The 15616-nt window shown below is 46.8% G+C and carries 16 protein-coding genes; 13 read left to right on the top strand and 3 right to left on the bottom strand.

What is annotated here, in order from left to right; all coding sequences use genetic code 11:
- Nucleotides 1–54: 54 nt before the first annotated feature.
- Nucleotides 55–1047, bottom strand: coding sequence for a quinone oxidoreductase family protein (locus MKZ04_RS00395; RefSeq protein ID WP_146874432.1), 993 nt, complete (start codon nt 1045–1047; stop codon nt 55–57).
- A 172-nt stretch (nt 1048–1219) separates the two neighbouring features.
- Here MKZ04_RS00395 and MKZ04_RS00400 point away from each other — a divergent pair, with 172 nt between their 5' ends.
- The 10 genes from MKZ04_RS00400 to MKZ04_RS00445 all read left to right on the top strand — a co-directional run bounded on the left by MKZ04_RS00400 (nt 1220) and on the right by MKZ04_RS00445 (nt 11337).
- Nucleotides 1220–1777, top strand: coding sequence for a glycerol-3-phosphate responsive antiterminator (locus MKZ04_RS00400; RefSeq protein ID WP_026579996.1), 558 nt, complete (start codon nt 1220–1222; stop codon nt 1775–1777).
- Between the two features lie 227 nt (nt 1778–2004).
- Nucleotides 2005–2820 carry an MIP/aquaporin family protein gene (locus MKZ04_RS00405; protein WP_020450709.1) on the top strand — a complete coding sequence of 272 codons (816 nt, stop codon included), beginning with the start codon at nt 2005–2007 and terminating at the stop codon, nt 2818–2820.
- Nucleotides 2821–2866: 46 nt separating this feature from the next.
- Nucleotides 2867–4357 (top strand): glycerol kinase GlpK, encoded by a 1491-nt coding sequence (gene glpK, locus MKZ04_RS00410; RefSeq protein ID WP_025811824.1) that lies wholly within the window; start codon nt 2867–2869, stop codon nt 4355–4357.
- A gap of 146 nt (nt 4358–4503) precedes the next feature.
- Nucleotides 4504–6171 carry a glycerol-3-phosphate dehydrogenase gene (glpD, locus tag MKZ04_RS00415; RefSeq protein ID WP_095289875.1) on the top strand — a complete coding sequence of 556 codons (1668 nt, stop codon included), beginning with the start codon at nt 4504–4506 and terminating at the stop codon, nt 6169–6171.
- A 184-nt stretch (nt 6172–6355) separates the two neighbouring features.
- On the top strand, nt 6356–8101 hold the full coding sequence (locus tag MKZ04_RS00420; RefSeq protein ID WP_341045021.1) for a phospho-sugar mutase: 1746 nt from the start codon (nt 6356–6358) through the stop codon (nt 8099–8101).
- A 130-nt stretch (nt 8102–8231) separates the two neighbouring features.
- A complete protein-coding gene (locus tag MKZ04_RS00425; protein WP_025811820.1) occupies nt 8232–8690 on the top strand; it encodes a DUF6773 family protein in 459 nt (152 codons plus the stop codon).
- A gap of 21 nt (nt 8691–8711) precedes the next feature.
- Nucleotides 8712–8909, top strand: a complete 198-nt coding sequence (locus MKZ04_RS00430) for a helix-turn-helix transcriptional regulator (RefSeq protein ID WP_026579993.1) — start codon at nt 8712–8714, stop codon at nt 8907–8909.
- A gap of 118 nt (nt 8910–9027) precedes the next feature.
- Entirely contained in the window at nt 9028–10176 is a 1149-nt protein-coding gene (locus MKZ04_RS00435; protein ID WP_341045025.1) for a GAF domain-containing sensor histidine kinase, read from the top strand.
- On the top strand, nt 10164–10814 hold the full coding sequence (locus MKZ04_RS00440) for a response regulator (RefSeq protein WP_031305082.1): 651 nt from the start codon (nt 10164–10166) through the stop codon (nt 10812–10814). The genes MKZ04_RS00435 and MKZ04_RS00440 overlap by 13 nt, the downstream gene beginning before the upstream one ends.
- A gap of 4 nt (nt 10815–10818) precedes the next feature.
- A complete protein-coding gene (locus MKZ04_RS00445; RefSeq protein ID WP_025811812.1) occupies nt 10819–11337 on the top strand; it encodes an NADPH-dependent FMN reductase in 519 nt (172 codons plus the stop codon).
- 30 nt (nt 11338–11367) lie between these two features.
- On the opposite strand, the gene MKZ04_RS00450 is transcribed toward MKZ04_RS00445, so the two are convergent.
- Nucleotides 11368–11616 (bottom strand): YhdB family protein, encoded by a 249-nt coding sequence (locus MKZ04_RS00450; protein WP_023856510.1) that lies wholly within the window; start codon nt 11614–11616, stop codon nt 11368–11370.
- Nucleotides 11617–11814: 198 nt separating this feature from the next.
- Here MKZ04_RS00450 and MKZ04_RS00455 point away from each other — a divergent pair, with 198 nt between their 5' ends.
- Complete coding sequence (locus MKZ04_RS00455; protein WP_306453675.1) at nt 11815–12141, top strand: YqzG/YhdC family protein; 327 nt, start codon at nt 11815–11817, stop codon at nt 12139–12141.
- A gap of 30 nt (nt 12142–12171) precedes the next feature.
- Here MKZ04_RS00455 and nsrR read toward each other — a convergent pair whose 3' ends face one another.
- Nucleotides 12172–12603, bottom strand: coding sequence for a nitric oxide-sensing transcriptional repressor NsrR (nsrR, locus tag MKZ04_RS00460; RefSeq protein WP_023856512.1), 432 nt, complete (start codon nt 12601–12603; stop codon nt 12172–12174).
- Nucleotides 12604–12861: 258 nt separating this feature from the next.
- Between nsrR and hmpA the strand changes: the two genes are divergently transcribed.
- Nucleotides 12862–14076, top strand: a complete 1215-nt coding sequence (hmpA, locus tag MKZ04_RS00465; RefSeq protein ID WP_095289877.1) for an NO-inducible flavohemoprotein — start codon at nt 12862–12864, stop codon at nt 14074–14076.
- A 95-nt stretch (nt 14077–14171) separates the two neighbouring features.
- Nucleotides 14172–15581 (top strand): SpoVR family protein, encoded by a 1410-nt coding sequence (locus MKZ04_RS00470; RefSeq protein ID WP_025811808.1) that lies wholly within the window; start codon nt 14172–14174, stop codon nt 15579–15581.
- The last annotated feature ends 35 nt before the right edge of the window (nt 15582–15616 follow it).

Below are 15616 nucleotides of genomic sequence, written 5' to 3' on the forward strand. Positions count from 1 at the left end.
GGTCAAAACCAAAAAACGGCGGCTGAGGACTGGCAAGCCGCCGTTCCCCAGAGGTTACCCGCCTATTTGCAATGCGATATTTCCAAACTGTTCCCCGTCTTTCATCCGTTTAAAGGCTGCAACCGCTTCTGATAAAGGAAACACTTGATCAAGCACCGGCTTAAGGGAATGGCGTTCGATAAAATCAATCATTTGCCGAAATTCTTCGAGGCTGCCCATCGAAGTGCCGATGATGCTGATCTGCGGGAAAAAGAGCGAGCGCAGCGGAAGCTGGATGCTGTCTCCCGAGCTGGCGCCGAAATTGATGATCCTTCCGTTCGGCTTGATGACATCGAAATAATTCGCAAAAGTTGCCGGACCGATGCTGTCGAGGATTAAATCAACCCGTTCCCCGCCCAAGCTTTCTTTCCACAGACCGCGGCTTTCAATTGCGAGATCCGCCCCATAGCGGAGCGCTTCTTTTCTTTTTTCTTCGCTTCGGGAGGTTACAGTCACCCGCGCGCCTGCTGCCTTTGCCATGAGCACTGCGTTTGTGGCGACGCCTCCGCCGACTCCCGGTATTAAGATGTGTTCGCCTTTTTTTAAATGTCCTTTCGTAAATAAAGCCCTGTAAGCGGTCAGAGCGGATAAAGGCAGGACGCCTGCTTCCTCCCAGGAAAGGTGCGCCGGTTTTTTCAACACGTGCTTCGCCGGGACGATGACATGGTCTGCGAAGGTTCCGTCAGATGGGCCGCCGAGAATGTCGGGTACTTGCGGAACAGAATCCGTATATTCCCAGCCGATGCTCGGATTGATGATCACCTCTGTATGAACGGCGAGGCCCTGAACGCCTTCGCCTGTCTCTTCGATCGTGCCAGCTCCGTCGGAGCCGGGTATAAATGGGGCATCACCCGCCTCCCTGGATTGAAAAAGGAACAAGTCACGGTGGTTCAGCCCGGCCGCTTTCAGTCTGATTTTGACTTCACCCGGACCGGGCTTTTTGTCGGAAACGTCTGTATATTTCAGTCCCGAAAGGCCCTTGATTCCTTCATGGATGATCGCTTTCATAAAAAATTCCCCCATTCGAGTTGGTTGTGTTAAATTATGGACATGACTGAAGGTAAATGTAAAATGATTTGCCCGGGCACTGTGAGAGGCTTCTGTTTATAAAGGATTGCAATGAGGCGGAAATTCCATTAGTGTAATACAGAAGCAAGATAGCAAGTGAAGGAGATGGAACATGAGTTTTCACGATCAACAAATTTTACCTGCGGTACGTAATATGAAGCAGTTTGATACATTCCTGGACAGCCCGTTTTCATACGGGGTCCTGCTTGACATCCACCTTGGACAGCTGGGAGGCGTCATCAGCGCGGCCAGATCCCATGGGAAAAAAATGTTTGTGCACGTCGATCTGATCCAAGGAATTAAGCATGATGAATACGGTGCGGAATTCATTTGCCAGGAAATGAAGCCGGCGGGCATTCTCTCTACAAGATCAAGCGTTATCGCAAAAGCAAAGCAGAAGAAAGTGTATGCGATCCAACGCATGTTTTTAATAGACACAAGCGCCATGAAGAAGAGTATTGAATTGGTGAAAAAGCACAGACCCGACTATATAGAAGTGCTTCCCGGAGTGGTGCCGGAACTGATCAAGGAAGTCAAAGAAATAACCGGCATTCCGATCTTTGCGGGCGGGTTTATCCGTACCGAAAAAGACGTCGAGCAGGCGCTTGCAGCAGGGGCATCCGCAGTCACCACCTCAGACACTGATCTATGGAAAAAATACTGGAAGTAAAAATTTAAAATGTGAAAAATTATTGACAACGCTTTCACTATACGATACGATCTTACTAAGTTAATACATTGTGACGGAGACCCGGAGACCACAGCAGTTCTTTACTCAGTATGATGTAAAGAAAGTTTGCTGTGTTTTTTTATGGTCTTTTAGACACAGTGAAGAAGGTGAACCCATGGTGTTCATCTTAGAATAACACTTCATAATAGATTTTAGGAGGGATAGCCTTGACAGCATTTTGGGGGGAAGTTATCGGAACGATGCTGCTCATCGTCTTTGGAGCTGGAGTTTGTGCAGGAGTTAATTTGAAAAAATCGCTGTCCCATCAATCCGGATGGATTGTGATCGTCTTCGGCTGGGGGCTTGGCGTGGCCATGGCGGTATATGCCGTCGGCGGCATCAGCGGAGCGCATTTAAATCCCGCCGTTACATTGGGGCTGGCATTTGTCGGAGATTTTCCTTGGAAAGAAGTGCCTTCCTATATTTTGGGACAGATGATCGGCGCATTTTTAGGAGCGGTGCTCGTTTTTCTTCACTACTTGCCGCACTGGAAAGAAACCGAAGATCAAGGCGCGAAGCTGGGAGTATTTTCGACAGGGCCGGCGATTCCAAATACATTTGCAAACCTGTTCAGTGAAACATTGGGGACTTTTGTTCTCGTTCTCGGACTTTTAGCGATCGGTGCAAACAAGTTTACTGACGGACTGAATCCGCTCGTTGTCGGATTTCTGATCGTGGCGATCGGGCTCTCGCTCGGCGGAACAACAGGCTATGCGATTAACCCTGCCCGCGATTTGGGGCCGAGAATCGCCCACTTTGTCCTTCCGATTGCAGGCAAAGGAAGTTCAAATTGGAAGTACGCGTGGATTCCTGTTTTAGGACCGGCGCTCGGCGGTTCATTTGCAGGCGTTTTTTACAACGCCGCATTCAAAGGGCACATCACCAACACATTTTGGATTGTAAGCGTTATACTAGTTGTGATATTGTTAGGTTTCTATATTCATATGAAAAAACAATCGGTTGATCAATCGGTCAACATTTAAAAAAAAACGCAAATCTTAACAGACATATAAGGGGGAGTTTCCAAAAATGGAAAAATACATTTTGTCTCTTGATCAAGGCACCACAAGCACAAGGGCGATTGTTTTCAACAAAGCAGGCGAAATCGTCCATATTGCGCAAAAAGAATTTCAGCAATATTTTCCAAACCCCGGCTGGGTTGAACACAATGCAAATGAAATCTGGGGCTCCGTTCTGTCGGTGATCGCTTCTGCGCTTTCAGAATCGGGAATCGAAGCCGCGCAAATTGCCGGAATCGGGATCACCAACCAGCGGGAAACGACCGTTGTTTGGGATAAACATACCGGTAAACCGGTCTACAATGCGATTGTGTGGCAGTCCCGCCAATCGGCGGAAATATGTCAGGAATTGAGAGAACAAGGCTATGAAGAAACGATCAGAGAAAAAACAGGCCTTTTAATCGATCCTTATTTTTCAGGCACGAAGGTGAAATGGATTTTGGATCATGTGGAAGGGGCACGGGAGAAAGCGGAAAACGGCGACCTTCTCTTCGGTACGATCGATTCTTGGCTGATCTGGAAAATGTCCGGCGGAAAAGCGCATGTGACAGATTATTCAAACGCCTCAAGAACACTGATGTTCAACATCTATGACCTCAAATGGGATGATGAACTTCTCGATATTCTCGGCGTACCGAAATCGATGCTTCCTGAAGTCAAGCCTTCATCGCATGTATACGCTGAAACGGTCGATTATCATTTCTTCGGCAAAAACATTCCGATTGCAGGTGCAGCCGGCGACCAGCAGGCAGCATTGTTCGGGCAGGCTTGCTTTGAAGAGGGAATGGTTAAGAACACGTATGGAACAGGCTGCTTTATGCTGATGAACACCGGCGAGAAAGCGATCAAATCAGAGCACGGCCTGCTGACGACAATCGCTTGGGGCATCGACGGAAAGGTGGAATATGCGCTGGAAGGCAGCGTCTTCGTCGCTGGTTCCGCTATTCAATGGCTCCGTGATGGGCTGAGAATGTTTAAGGACGCCAAAGAAAGTGAAAAATACGCTGTAAGAGCAGAATCTGCCGATGGTGTTTATGTGGTTCCTGCATTTGTAGGTTTAGGCACGCCTTATTGGGACAGCGATGTCCGCGGCGCTGTATTCGGACTGACCAGGGGTACGACGAAAGAGCATTTTGTTAGAGCAACGCTTGAAGCGCTTGCCTATCAAACGAAAGACGTTCTTGACGCAATGATGGAAGACTCCGGGATCTCGGTGAAAACGCTGAGAGTCGACGGCGGAGCTGTCAAAAACAACTTCCTGATGGATTTTCAGGGCGACATTTTGGATGTCCCTGTAGAACGTCCTGAAATCAATGAAACAACCGCGCTCGGTTCAGCCTATTTAGCGGGTCTTGCCGTCGGGTTCTGGAGTGATCGTTCCGAGATCAAAGACCAGTGGCAGCTTGACAAACGTTTTGAACCGAAAATGGAAGAAAAAGAGCGTGAGAGTCTGTACAGCGGGTGGAAGAAAGCTGTAAATGCAGCTAGGGCTTTTAAATAAGCCGCATGTATGTTACAATCTAATTAAGTTAATAGAAACGGTTGGAGAAGAGGAGAGACCGCAGGCACCAAAGCAGTATCAGCGCTTTGGATGTTTGTGGTCTCTTTTTCTATTTTTTTACCGTGACAACAAGGGAGGACATGAACATGGAATCATTATTTTCAAGCCGCAAACGGGACGATATTTTACAGAATATGACGAAGCAGAAGTATGACGTGTTTATTATCGGCGGAGGTATTACAGGCGCAGGGACGGCATTGGACGCCGCATCGCGCGGAATGAAAACGGCGCTTTGCGAAATGCAGGACTTTGCGGCCGGAACGTCAAGCCGCTCCACGAAACTCGTACACGGCGGACTTCGCTATTTAAAGCAATTTGAAGTGAAAATGGTAGCCGAGGTCGGCAAAGAGCGGGCGATCGTCTATGAAAACGGTCCGCACGTGACAACGCCTGAATGGATGCTGCTTCCGATGCATAAGGGAGGCACTTTCGGCAAATTCAGCACTTCAATCGGGCTGCGAGTGTACGACTTTTTAGCAGGTGTCAAAAAAGCTGAGCGGAGGAGCATGCTGAATGCCGAGGAAACGCTTCAAAAAGAGCCGCTTGTGAAAAAGAACGGCCTGAAAGGCGGCGGCTATTATGTCGAATACCGGACGGATGACGCCAGGTTGACGATCGAAGTCATGAAAGAAGCGGTTAAATTCGGAGCCGAGGCCGTCAATTATGCGAAAGTAAGCGATTTTATTTATGAAAACGGCAAGGTCACCGGCGTGGTCATTGAAGACGTCTTCACGAAAAAAACGTACCGTGTCCACGCGAAAAAAATCGTGAATGCCGCGGGTCCGTGGGTTGACCGTCTGCGGGAAAAAGACCATTCAAAAGAAGGCAAACACCTTCAGCATACAAAAGGCGTGCATCTTGTTTTTGATCAATCGGTCTTTCCTTTAAAACAAGCCGTTTATTTTGATACGCCCGACGGCCGCATGGTGTTCGCGATTCCGAGAGACGGAAAGGCATATGTCGGCACAACGGACACCGTCTACAACGAGGATCTGGAACATCCTCGAATGACGACTGCAGACAGGGATTATGTCATTAATGCAATCAACTATATGTTCCCTGAACTGGGAATCAAGGCCGAAGATGTCGAATCAAGCTGGGCGGGGCTCAGACCGCTGATTCATGAAGAAGGAAAAGACCCGTCCGAGATTTCCCGGAAAGATGAGATCTGGACTTCTGAATCCGGACTGATCACGATTGCCGGTGGAAAGCTGACCGGCTACAGAAAAATGGCTGAGCATATCGTCGATCTTGTCAGAGACCGATTAAAAGAAGAGGGCGGCAGAGACTTCGGTCCTTGCAGAACAAAAACGATGCCGATCTCAGGCGGCCATATCGGCGGCTCCAAAAATCTGGAGGATTTTATTCAAGTGAAAGCAGCCGAAGGGATCAAAGCCGGACTGTCCGAAGAGACGGCAAAACAGATCGCCGCACGATACGGTTCAAACGCAGACCGCCTGTTTGATCGTGTCCCATCCCTGAAAGATGAAGCAGCAGAACGCCGCATTCCTGTCCATGTACTGGCAGAAATGGATTACGGGATCGAGGAAGAAATGGCTGCCGTCCCGGCAGATTTCTTCGTCCGCAGAACGGGTGCGCTGTTCTTTGATATCAATTGGGTCCGCACTTACAAAGACAGCCTTACCGACTACATGAGCGAGAAGCTGAACTGGGATGGCGAAACGAAGGCCCGGCATGTCCAGGCATTGGAAGGACTTCTTCACGACGCTGTTGTCCCGCTGGAAAGCAGATGATGTATCGGGTCAAATGCCCTTGATGGAATTTCGTTAAAAATCAACCGAATGGCCTAACGTGAGGCTGTCTTGATCAGGCAGCCTCATTTTTTTCGTTCGGCATGCTAAATTTGGACAAAGCGGCTGTTTGTCGATATGATAAAAGAAAAGCTGCAATTACTTAGCTAGAACATTGGAGGTAATCATGAGCTGGAGAACGAGCTATGAACGCTGGAAAAACAAAGAAAACTTAGATTCCGAATTAAAATCGCTTCTTTTGGAAGCTGAAGGAAATGAAAAAGAACTAGAGGATTGCTTTTATAAAAAACTTGAGTTTGGTACAGCCGGCATGCGCGGAGAGATCGGACCCGGTCCGAATCGCATGAACGTTTATACGGTTCGCAAAGCATCGGCGGGCCTTGCCGCATACATAGGAGCGAACGGCAAAGAAGCAAAAAAGCGCGGCGTTGTGATCGCGTACGATTCCCGCCACAAGTCGCCTGAATTTGCAATGGAAGCTGCTAAAACGCTCGCGGAAAACGGCGTTCAAACGTACGTGTTTGACGAACTACGCCCGACACCTGAACTTTCCTTTGCGGTAAGAGAACTGAATGCGTTTGCAGGTATTGTCATCACGGCGAGCCATAACCCGCCTGAATACAACGGCTATAAAGTCTACGGAGAGGACGGCGCGCAGCTTCCGCCTGCTGATGCCGACAAACTCATCGGCTATGTCAATGCGATTGAAAACGAATTGGAAATCGAAGCAGGTGATGAAGCTGCCTTAACCGAAAAAGGGTTGATCCAAATAATCGGCGAGGAAATCGATCAAGCGTATCTCGATAAACTGACATCGATTTCTGTCAATCCTGATCTGGCAAAGGAAACTGAAGTCAAAGTCATTTTCACCCCGCTGCACGGCACGGCAAATAAATCCGTGAGACGCGGCTTGAAAGCTCTCGGGTATGAGCATGTCACAGTCGTTCCGGAACAGGAGCTGCCTGATCCTGACTTTTCGACCGTGTCTTCTCCTAATCCGGAAGAGCACGCCGCTTTTGAATATGCGATCAGGCTCGGAGAAGAAAAAGGAGCCGATATTCTGATCGGAACCGATCCCGACGCGGACCGCCTCGGCGTTGCTGTAAAGGATCAAGAAGGCCGTTACGCGGTGCTGACAGGAAATCAAACCGGCGCGCTGCTTTTGCATTATCTGCTATCGCAAAAACAGCAGAAAGGCACGCTGCCTGATAACGGAGTCGTTCTAAAAACGATTGTGACGAGCGAAATGGGGCGCGACATTGCCGCTTCTTTCGGACTTGACACGATCGACACGCTGACCGGCTTTAAATTCATCGGAGAAAAAATCAAACAATTTGAAGCATCGGGCGAATATGCTTTCCAATTCGGTTATGAGGAGAGCTACGGTTACTTGATCGGCGATTTCGCAAGAGACAAGGATGCCGTCCAGGCAGCACTGCTTGCGGTTGAGGTATGCGCCTTCTATAAAAAGCAGGGAAAATCGCTGTATGATGGGCTCCTCGAATTGTATCAATTGTTCGGCTTCTATAGAGAAGGCTTGAAGTCCCTGACCTTAAAAGGAAAAGAGGGAGCGGAGCAAATCGCAGCCATCCTCAGCACATTCAGAGAACAGCCGCCTCTTTCCATCGCCGGAAAAGACGTTGTATCCGCAGAAGACTATTTGACAGGGGAGCGGACGCTGCTGAAGGAAAACAAAACAGAAACGATCGATCTTCCGACATCCAATGTTTTGAAATATTTCCTTGAAGACGGCTCATGGTTCTGCCTCCGTCCATCTGGCACAGAGCCTAAAGTGAAATTTTATTTCGCAGTCAAAGGCCCAACCAATGAAGACAGTGAAGCGCTTCTCCATCAATTGACAGATGAAGTGATGAAAAAAATCGATGATATTGTAAAAGCGACTTCAAATTGATAATCGCTGAAAACCCGCCTTGCTACACGGCGGGTTTTCAATTTTTATTGATAAGCGGCCATAAATAATGTAATATATATTTAACAATAAGTTAGATATAAATTGCATATGAAAGGGGAAAATGGCTGACATGAAATGGATTAAAACCGGGGATGAATACGTAGAAAAGAAAATGACGCAATTTTTTAGCGAAGCCGGTACGATTGTCGCTGCTATCTTATTTTTGGATATGATCATCCGGGGCCTCATTTTAGGGAGACCGGCATCCGAATACATCGTCAGTGCCATCGGTTTTGCAGTCTATGCAGGCTGGATATTGTTCCGCTATCTTTTGTCGGGGTTTGAATATCCGGAGATTGCAGGTCAAGCGGCGTACAGGAAAAAAAGAAAAGAGATCACGGCTCTCAGCCTCGCTTCCGGCATCATATTTGCCATTTTAGTGCTTATTTTTACCGGCATACCAAAACACCCCGGCAGTTGGTTTGACTTTATTATGATGGTGATGTTGTTTGTATTTTTTCATTTTCTGATCAACTTTATCTCGTTGCGCAAATCCTTTCGGAAAAATCAAGATCTATTAGATGATTAATTGAAAACGGCGGGTGAGCATATGGTTAACCGGGTCAAACTCGCCCGGGTCGAAAAGTCTTTGACACAAGCCCAGCTTGCCGAGCGGGTCAATGTGACAAGACAGACGATCGGGCTGATCGAAAAAAATAAATACAATCCGACATTGCACCTTTGCCTCGCGATCGCAAAGGCGCTGGACAAAACGCTTGACGATTTGTTTTGGGAGGAAGAAGCTTAACGATTCGCTTTGTCCCTTCTCGGTCAAAAGTCTTAGAAAAGTTCATCTCATGAGGTGGCCTTTTTTTTATCAAATATCGATATAATAAAAGAAACTCCGGGTTAAGGGGATGAATTTTTTGCGGGAAGACACGCAGTTTGAAAAATTGAAAACGCTCAAAGAAATAGCGGAAGCTTTAAACGAAGGGAACCATCTAAAAGAAACGCTACATGCTGTTTTAAAAAAGCTGCTCAGCTTAACGGGACTCAAAACGGCGTGGCTTTTTCTGATCGATGAAAAGGGGCGCTTTGAACTGGCCGCTTCGGTCTGCCTGCCTCAGGCGCTTTCTTACCGGCACAACCGTTTATTATGCGAAGGAAGCTGCTACTGTCTTGAACAATATAGGGACGGAAAGCTGGACAGGGCGAAAAATATCATTCATTGCCGGCGAATTACGACGGCCATGAGACAGAAGACCGGAGATCCGGAAGGCATCACACATCATGCAACCGTCCCCCTCAGCGATCAGAAGAAACGGTTCGGTTTGCTGAACGTTGCGGCTCCGGACAAAATTCATTTCAGCCGCGGGGAACTGGCGCTCCTCGAAGCTGTTGCTTTGCAAATCGGGATGGCGATCAAACGGATGCGGCTTGCTGAACAACAGCAAAAACACATGCTGCTGACCGAAAGAAACAGATTGGCTCAGGACTTGCATGATTCCGTCAATCAAATGCTTTTTTCGCTCAGCTTGACCGCTAAAGCGGCGGGGGAAATGACAGACCAGCCTGAGATCAGGGAAATGCTCGAGTTTATGCAACATCTTTCTCATGAAGCACTGCTTGAGATGCGGGCGTTAATATGGCAGCTGAGGCCCCAAGGCCTTGAAGAAGGGTTGGCGGCGGCTCTTGAAAAATATGCGGAAGTGCTCGGCCTTCAGGTGATCTTCACGCTCAGCGGTGTGCTCCGGCTGCCGCCTGCTGCTGAGGAATTGATGTGGCGGCTGAGCCAGGAAGCTCTCAACAATTGCAAAAAGCATGCCAGTGCTAGCCGCATACAAGTGAAAATCGATGTATTCCAATCGTCTGCCGTCTTGGAGATCGAAGATGACGGCAAAGGGTTTCAGTACGATCCTGACGCGGGGCTTCCGACGCTTGGGCTGAAAGGAATGAAGGAGCGGACGGAAAAAGCGGGCGGCACGTTTTTGATCGACTCCGCAATCGGTAAGGGGACGAAAATCCGGGCGGTTTTGCCTTTGAATGAGAAGGGGGAGGCAGGATGGAAAAGGTGAAAATCATCATTGCCGATGATCATCATATTGTCAGAAAAGGCCTCTTATTTTTTTTCAAAACAAAAAGCGATTTTGACGTTGTCGGAGAGGCATCAACAGGAATTGAGGCGCTCGATGTCTTGCGAAGACGGGAGGCAGACATCGTATTAATGGATTTATCAATGCCTGAAATGGACGGAATTGAGGCGACAAAGCGAATAAAAAAGGCATATCCGTCTGTCAAAATCATAGCGCTGACAAGCTATGCGGATGAAAGCTATGTGATTCCCGCCATCCAGGCTGGAGCCTCTGCCTATCAGCTCAAAGACGCCGAACCTGATGAACTTGTCGAGACGATACGTGCTGTTTATGGAGGGAGATATTCCTTGGATCCAAGCATCATGTCCCACGTCTTTCACCATATGTCACAGGCTGATGAGAAAGAAAAAATACATCAATTGACAAAAAGAGAAAAAGATGTTTTATTGGAAATTACAAAAGGGAAAAGCAACAAGGAAATCGCCGCTTCTTTATTTATCAGCGAAAAAACAGTGAAAACTCATGTATCCAATCTGCTGTCAAAGCTTGGCTTATCCGATCGCACGCAAGCCGCGCTCTTTGCAGTTAAACACGGACTACAACAAAATGACGGGAGATGATCAAATGAAAATAACCGTAGTCAGCGGAACCGCAAGAAAACAGGGCAGAACGCGGATCGCCGCTTCCTATATCGCCCGCACGTATCAGGCCGAGCTTATCGATCTAAGCGAGTTCATCCTACCGATTTTCAACGGAGATGAAGAGCAGAGCTCGCTGGAGAATGTTCAAAAACTGAAAACTTCGGTCAAAGAAGCAGACGCTGTCGTTTTATTATCTCCCGAATACCACAGCGGTATGAGCGGCGCTTTGAAAAATGCGCTCGATTTTTTAAGCAATGAACAGTTCTCGGGCAAACCGGTGGCGCTTTTTGCTTGTGCAGGAGGCGGCAAAGGCGGGATGAACGCGCTCGCCAATATGCGTATTGTCGCGCGCGGAGTTTATGCGAACGTCATCACAAAGCAGCTTGTGCTCGATCCGATTCATATTGATGAGGAACACCATACGGTTACTGAAGCAGCCAAAGCCAATATCAAAAATGTAATGGAAGAGCTTCTGCTCTTTGCCGAATTTCAAAAAGCCTGACGCTGATTAGAGCGCCAGGCTTATTTTATTTTACGTAAAAACAAGCACGCCGTTTTCGTGTTCTTGTCCCGAAAATGAGGCGTGATCAATGTATTGCAGCAGATCATAAAGCCTTTTTTCGACAATGGCGTCATCTCTTTCAAAATTGTAGGCGTGCAAAAAATGCTCGATCCGCTTTGATAATAAATCGTCTTCTGTCCGCACCATCAGGATCAGCAAGTTGTCCCACTGCGAGCGGTGCGTATAATACAAAGCTTTGTCATAGTCAGCGTAATTCAATTTCGCCACTCTCCCTTCTTTCTGAGGAGTCATGATTATTTTATGTGGCGGGGGGTTTTTTTCTCCGGGCAAAACTTGGTCTCCCTTGTTTGACGGCCTAGAAATATGAGGATGGTATACGCTATACCGCGAAAAAATGTCTGCATGACATTCTCCGTTTCCGGTCAAGCTAACGTATGTACAATACATGCGGAGCGAATGGAAATGAAAAAACGATATTGCACGTACTTTTTTTGCATATTAACGCTTTTGTCATTCCCGGCGAAGAGCCACTTTCAAGCAGGTGTTTCCGATGCGCCAGAACGGTGGGAGAGAATCGCCTGGAGCGCCCTTGAAGAAAAATACGAAGGTGCAAAGCTTGAGGATTATGAATATTTAGGGCGCACTCAAGTCAATGATGAAGAGACAAAAGATGTCTTCAGGGTAACCGTCAATCAGGAAGGCAAATCATTTTCGGCGCACGCCGAGGTGTATTTTCACCCGGTGACCAATGCGATCATCAACGTGAATATTTTCACTTTATAACAAAAAAAACGAAGGAAGCAGCTTCCTTCGTTAACTCAATAATTTACGTATATGGTCCTGATTAACGATAATATCCTGCAGAGTGTATTGATCCAATACGTCCAAATAGGCGGAAAGGGCTTTGTTTAAAACATGCTTTAATCCGCAGATCGGAGAAAGTATACAATGGTTTTTTTCTCCGTTAAAACACTCGACAAGGTTAAAATCATCTTCTGTATTTCTTATGACTTCACCGATATTAATCAGTTCAGGCGCTTTTCCGAGACGAATCCCGCCGTTGCGGCCCCGAATCGTTTCAACGTAGCCAAGCTTGCCAAGCTCGTAAATCACCTTCATAAGGTGGTTTTTTGAAATGGAATAAGATTCGGCGATGTCTTTTATATTGACAAGCTCGTTTGAGTTTTTGGTTGCTAGAAAAATCAGTACTCTCAATGAGTAATCCGTATAATTTGTTAATTTCATCGCATTACCTCAATCAAACAAGTTTCCATTATCTTATCACATTTGCCTTCGGTTATGAGGGTGAAGCGGAAATTGTTACAAAAATATAAAACATTCATTGAAAATATTGCTTTAATTCCATTAAAAGTCTAGTATAAAGATGTATTCAAAATACATCTTTAATCAAAAGTAACAGTCCCATTTAAAAAAAGATCTTATTGCACCTTTAAAGATGTATTTTAAATATATCTTTAAAGTGACTGGAGAGGAGAAAGCGTTATGCTATCTGAAAAAACCATGCAAATTGTCAAATCGACCGCCCCTGTTTTAAAAGAAAAGGGAACAGAGATCACCACTTGTTTTTACAAGCGGATGTTTAATGCGCACCCTGAATTGAAAAATATCTTCAACATGTCCCGCCAGCAAACCGGCGGACAGCCGAAAGCTTTGGCTTTTACTGTTTTGCAGGCGGCTGAGAACATCGACCGGCTCGGAGACCTGCTGCCGGTTGTCAAACAAATCGGACATAAACACAAAAGTTTGCATGTGAAACCAGAGCACTATCCTATTGTCGGTCAGCACCTTTTGGAAGCCATTGAAATCGTGCTCGGCGAAGCTGCGACAGAGGACATTCTCCAGGCATGGGCAGAAGCCTATGAAGAGATCGCCCGCGTATTTATTGAAGTCGAAAAACAAATGTATGAAGAAGACAAAAAGCAGGATGGAAACTGGGAAGGATTTAAACCGTTTGTCATCATGGATAAGCGGGTCGAATCCGCTACGATTACTTCCTTTTACTTGAAGCCTGCCGATGGAACGGATTTGCCCGCTTTCAGTCCCGGACAGTACGTATCTGTCCGCATTAAAATTCCCGGCGAACCATATTTCTTAACAAGGCAGTACAGCTTGTCAGATGCCTGGAATAAAGACTACTACCGCATTTCAGTCAAACTGGAAGCGGAGGAAGGGCAACCGGTCGGAAGGGTATCAAGCTATCTGCATGAGAACATGGTGATCGGGGGCAGCTTGGAAGTGAGCGCTCCGGCCGGAGATTTTACCCTTTCCGAAGGAACGGATCGTCCGGTTTACTTCATCAGCGCCGGATCAGGCATCACGCCTGTCATGAGCATGGTGCAAACATTGGCTCAAAAAGAAAGCAGCCGCGAGATCACATTCGTGCACGCTGCGAAATCTGAACAGCACCACGCTTTCAAGGAAGAAACGGAGAAGCTGCTCGGCGCCAATCCGGCGAACCGTCTCCTGTTTGTCTACAGCAGGGGTGCTGAAGCGACGGAAGATCATATTGTAAAAGGCCGGGTGAATGAAGAGCTTTTGAAATCGATCGTGAAAGATCCAAATGGCGAATTTTATGTATGCGGTCCGCTTTCATTTATGAAAAGCGTGATTGAAGGATTGCAAAATCTTGGCGTTCAGATGGAAAACATCCGCTATGAGAGCTTTGCTTCATCCCTTGACATGCAAATAGCGAACTAACCAAAGAGGCAGCTGTCAAACCGACAGCTGCCTTTCATCTTTTCAAATCCCGGCTCATACAATAAAGAGAAGTCCAACCGGGGGGGATTTGAGTATTGAGCATACGGGAGCAAAAAGAGCTGCAGCGGGCGATAGCAGAAATTACGGAGATCGCGGAAGGATTCGGCCTGGATTTTTATCCGATGAGATATGAAATTTGTCCGGCTGAAATCATTTATACATTCGGCGCATACGGGATGCCGACAAGATACAGCCATTGGAGTTTCGGCAAGCAATTTCACAAAATGAAGCTTCACTATGACTTTGGCTTGAGCAAAATATATGAGCTTGTCATTAATTCAAATCCGTGTTACGCGTTTTTACTGGACAGCAATTCATTGATTCAAAATAAGCTGATTGTCGCACACGTTCTGGCTCATTGTGATTTCTTTAAAAATAACTGCCGTTTTCAAAATACGAAGCGCGATATGGTTGAAAGCATGTCGGCGACAGCAGAGCGGATTAAACATTATGAGACGGTCCACGGCTCAAAAGAAGTCGAAGCATTTCTCGATGCGGTGCTGGCGATTGAAGAACACATTGACCCTTCGCTCGTGAGGCCGAAGCTGTCGTGGAGCATAGATGACGAAGAGGAAGAAGAAACAGACGCGTCGCCCACTCCTTATGACGACCTCTGGGAACTGGATCACAAAGGATCGAAAGAGAAGAAGAAAAGGACGAAAAAAAAGTTTCCGCCGAAGCCGGAAAAAGACATTCTGCTGTTCATTGAAGAACATTCGCGGGAGCTGGAGCCTTGGCAGCGCGACATCTTAACGATGATGAGAGAGGAAATGCTGTATTTCTGGCCGCAGCTTGAAACGAAAATCATGAATGAAGGATGGGCGTCCTATTGGCATCAGCGAATCATCCGCGAGCTTGATCTGACATCAAGTGAAGCAATCGAATTCGCCAAGCTCAACGCGGGAGTGGTTCAGCCGTCCAAAACGGGCATCAATCCTTATTATCTCGGATTGAAAATATTTGAGGACATAGAGGAGCGCTACAACAACCCGACAGAAGATATGAAGAAGATGGGTGTAAAGCCGGACTCGGGGAGAGAAAAAATATTTGAAGTCAGGGAGATCGAATCAGACATTTCATTTATCAGAAACTATTTAACGAAAGATCTTGTAATGAGGGAAGATCTCTACTTGTTTCAAAAACAGGGAAGGGATTATAAAATCATCGACAAGGATTGGAAGGCTGTGCGCGATCAGCTTGTCAGCATGAGAGTCAACGGAGGATTTCCTTATTTGACAGTTGAGGATGGAGATTACTTAAAGAACAATGAATTATACATTAAGCATTGGTATGAAGGGATCGAACTCGATTTAAAGTATCTTGAAAAAGTTCTGCCTTACCTTCACCAGCTATGGGGAAGAAGCGTGCATGTCGAAACCGTGCTCGAAGATAAGCCCGTCATGTTTTCCTATGATGGAAAGGCTGTCCATCGCAGATATTTATAAAAAGTTTCAGGCTGCATTCGGGCAGCCTTTTTTTA

Origin of the sequence: Bacillus sp. FSL W7-1354 (assembly GCF_038002405.1) — a bacterium.
GTDB classification, from domain to species: Bacteria; Bacillota; Bacilli; order Bacillales; family Bacillaceae; genus Bacillus; species Bacillus paralicheniformis.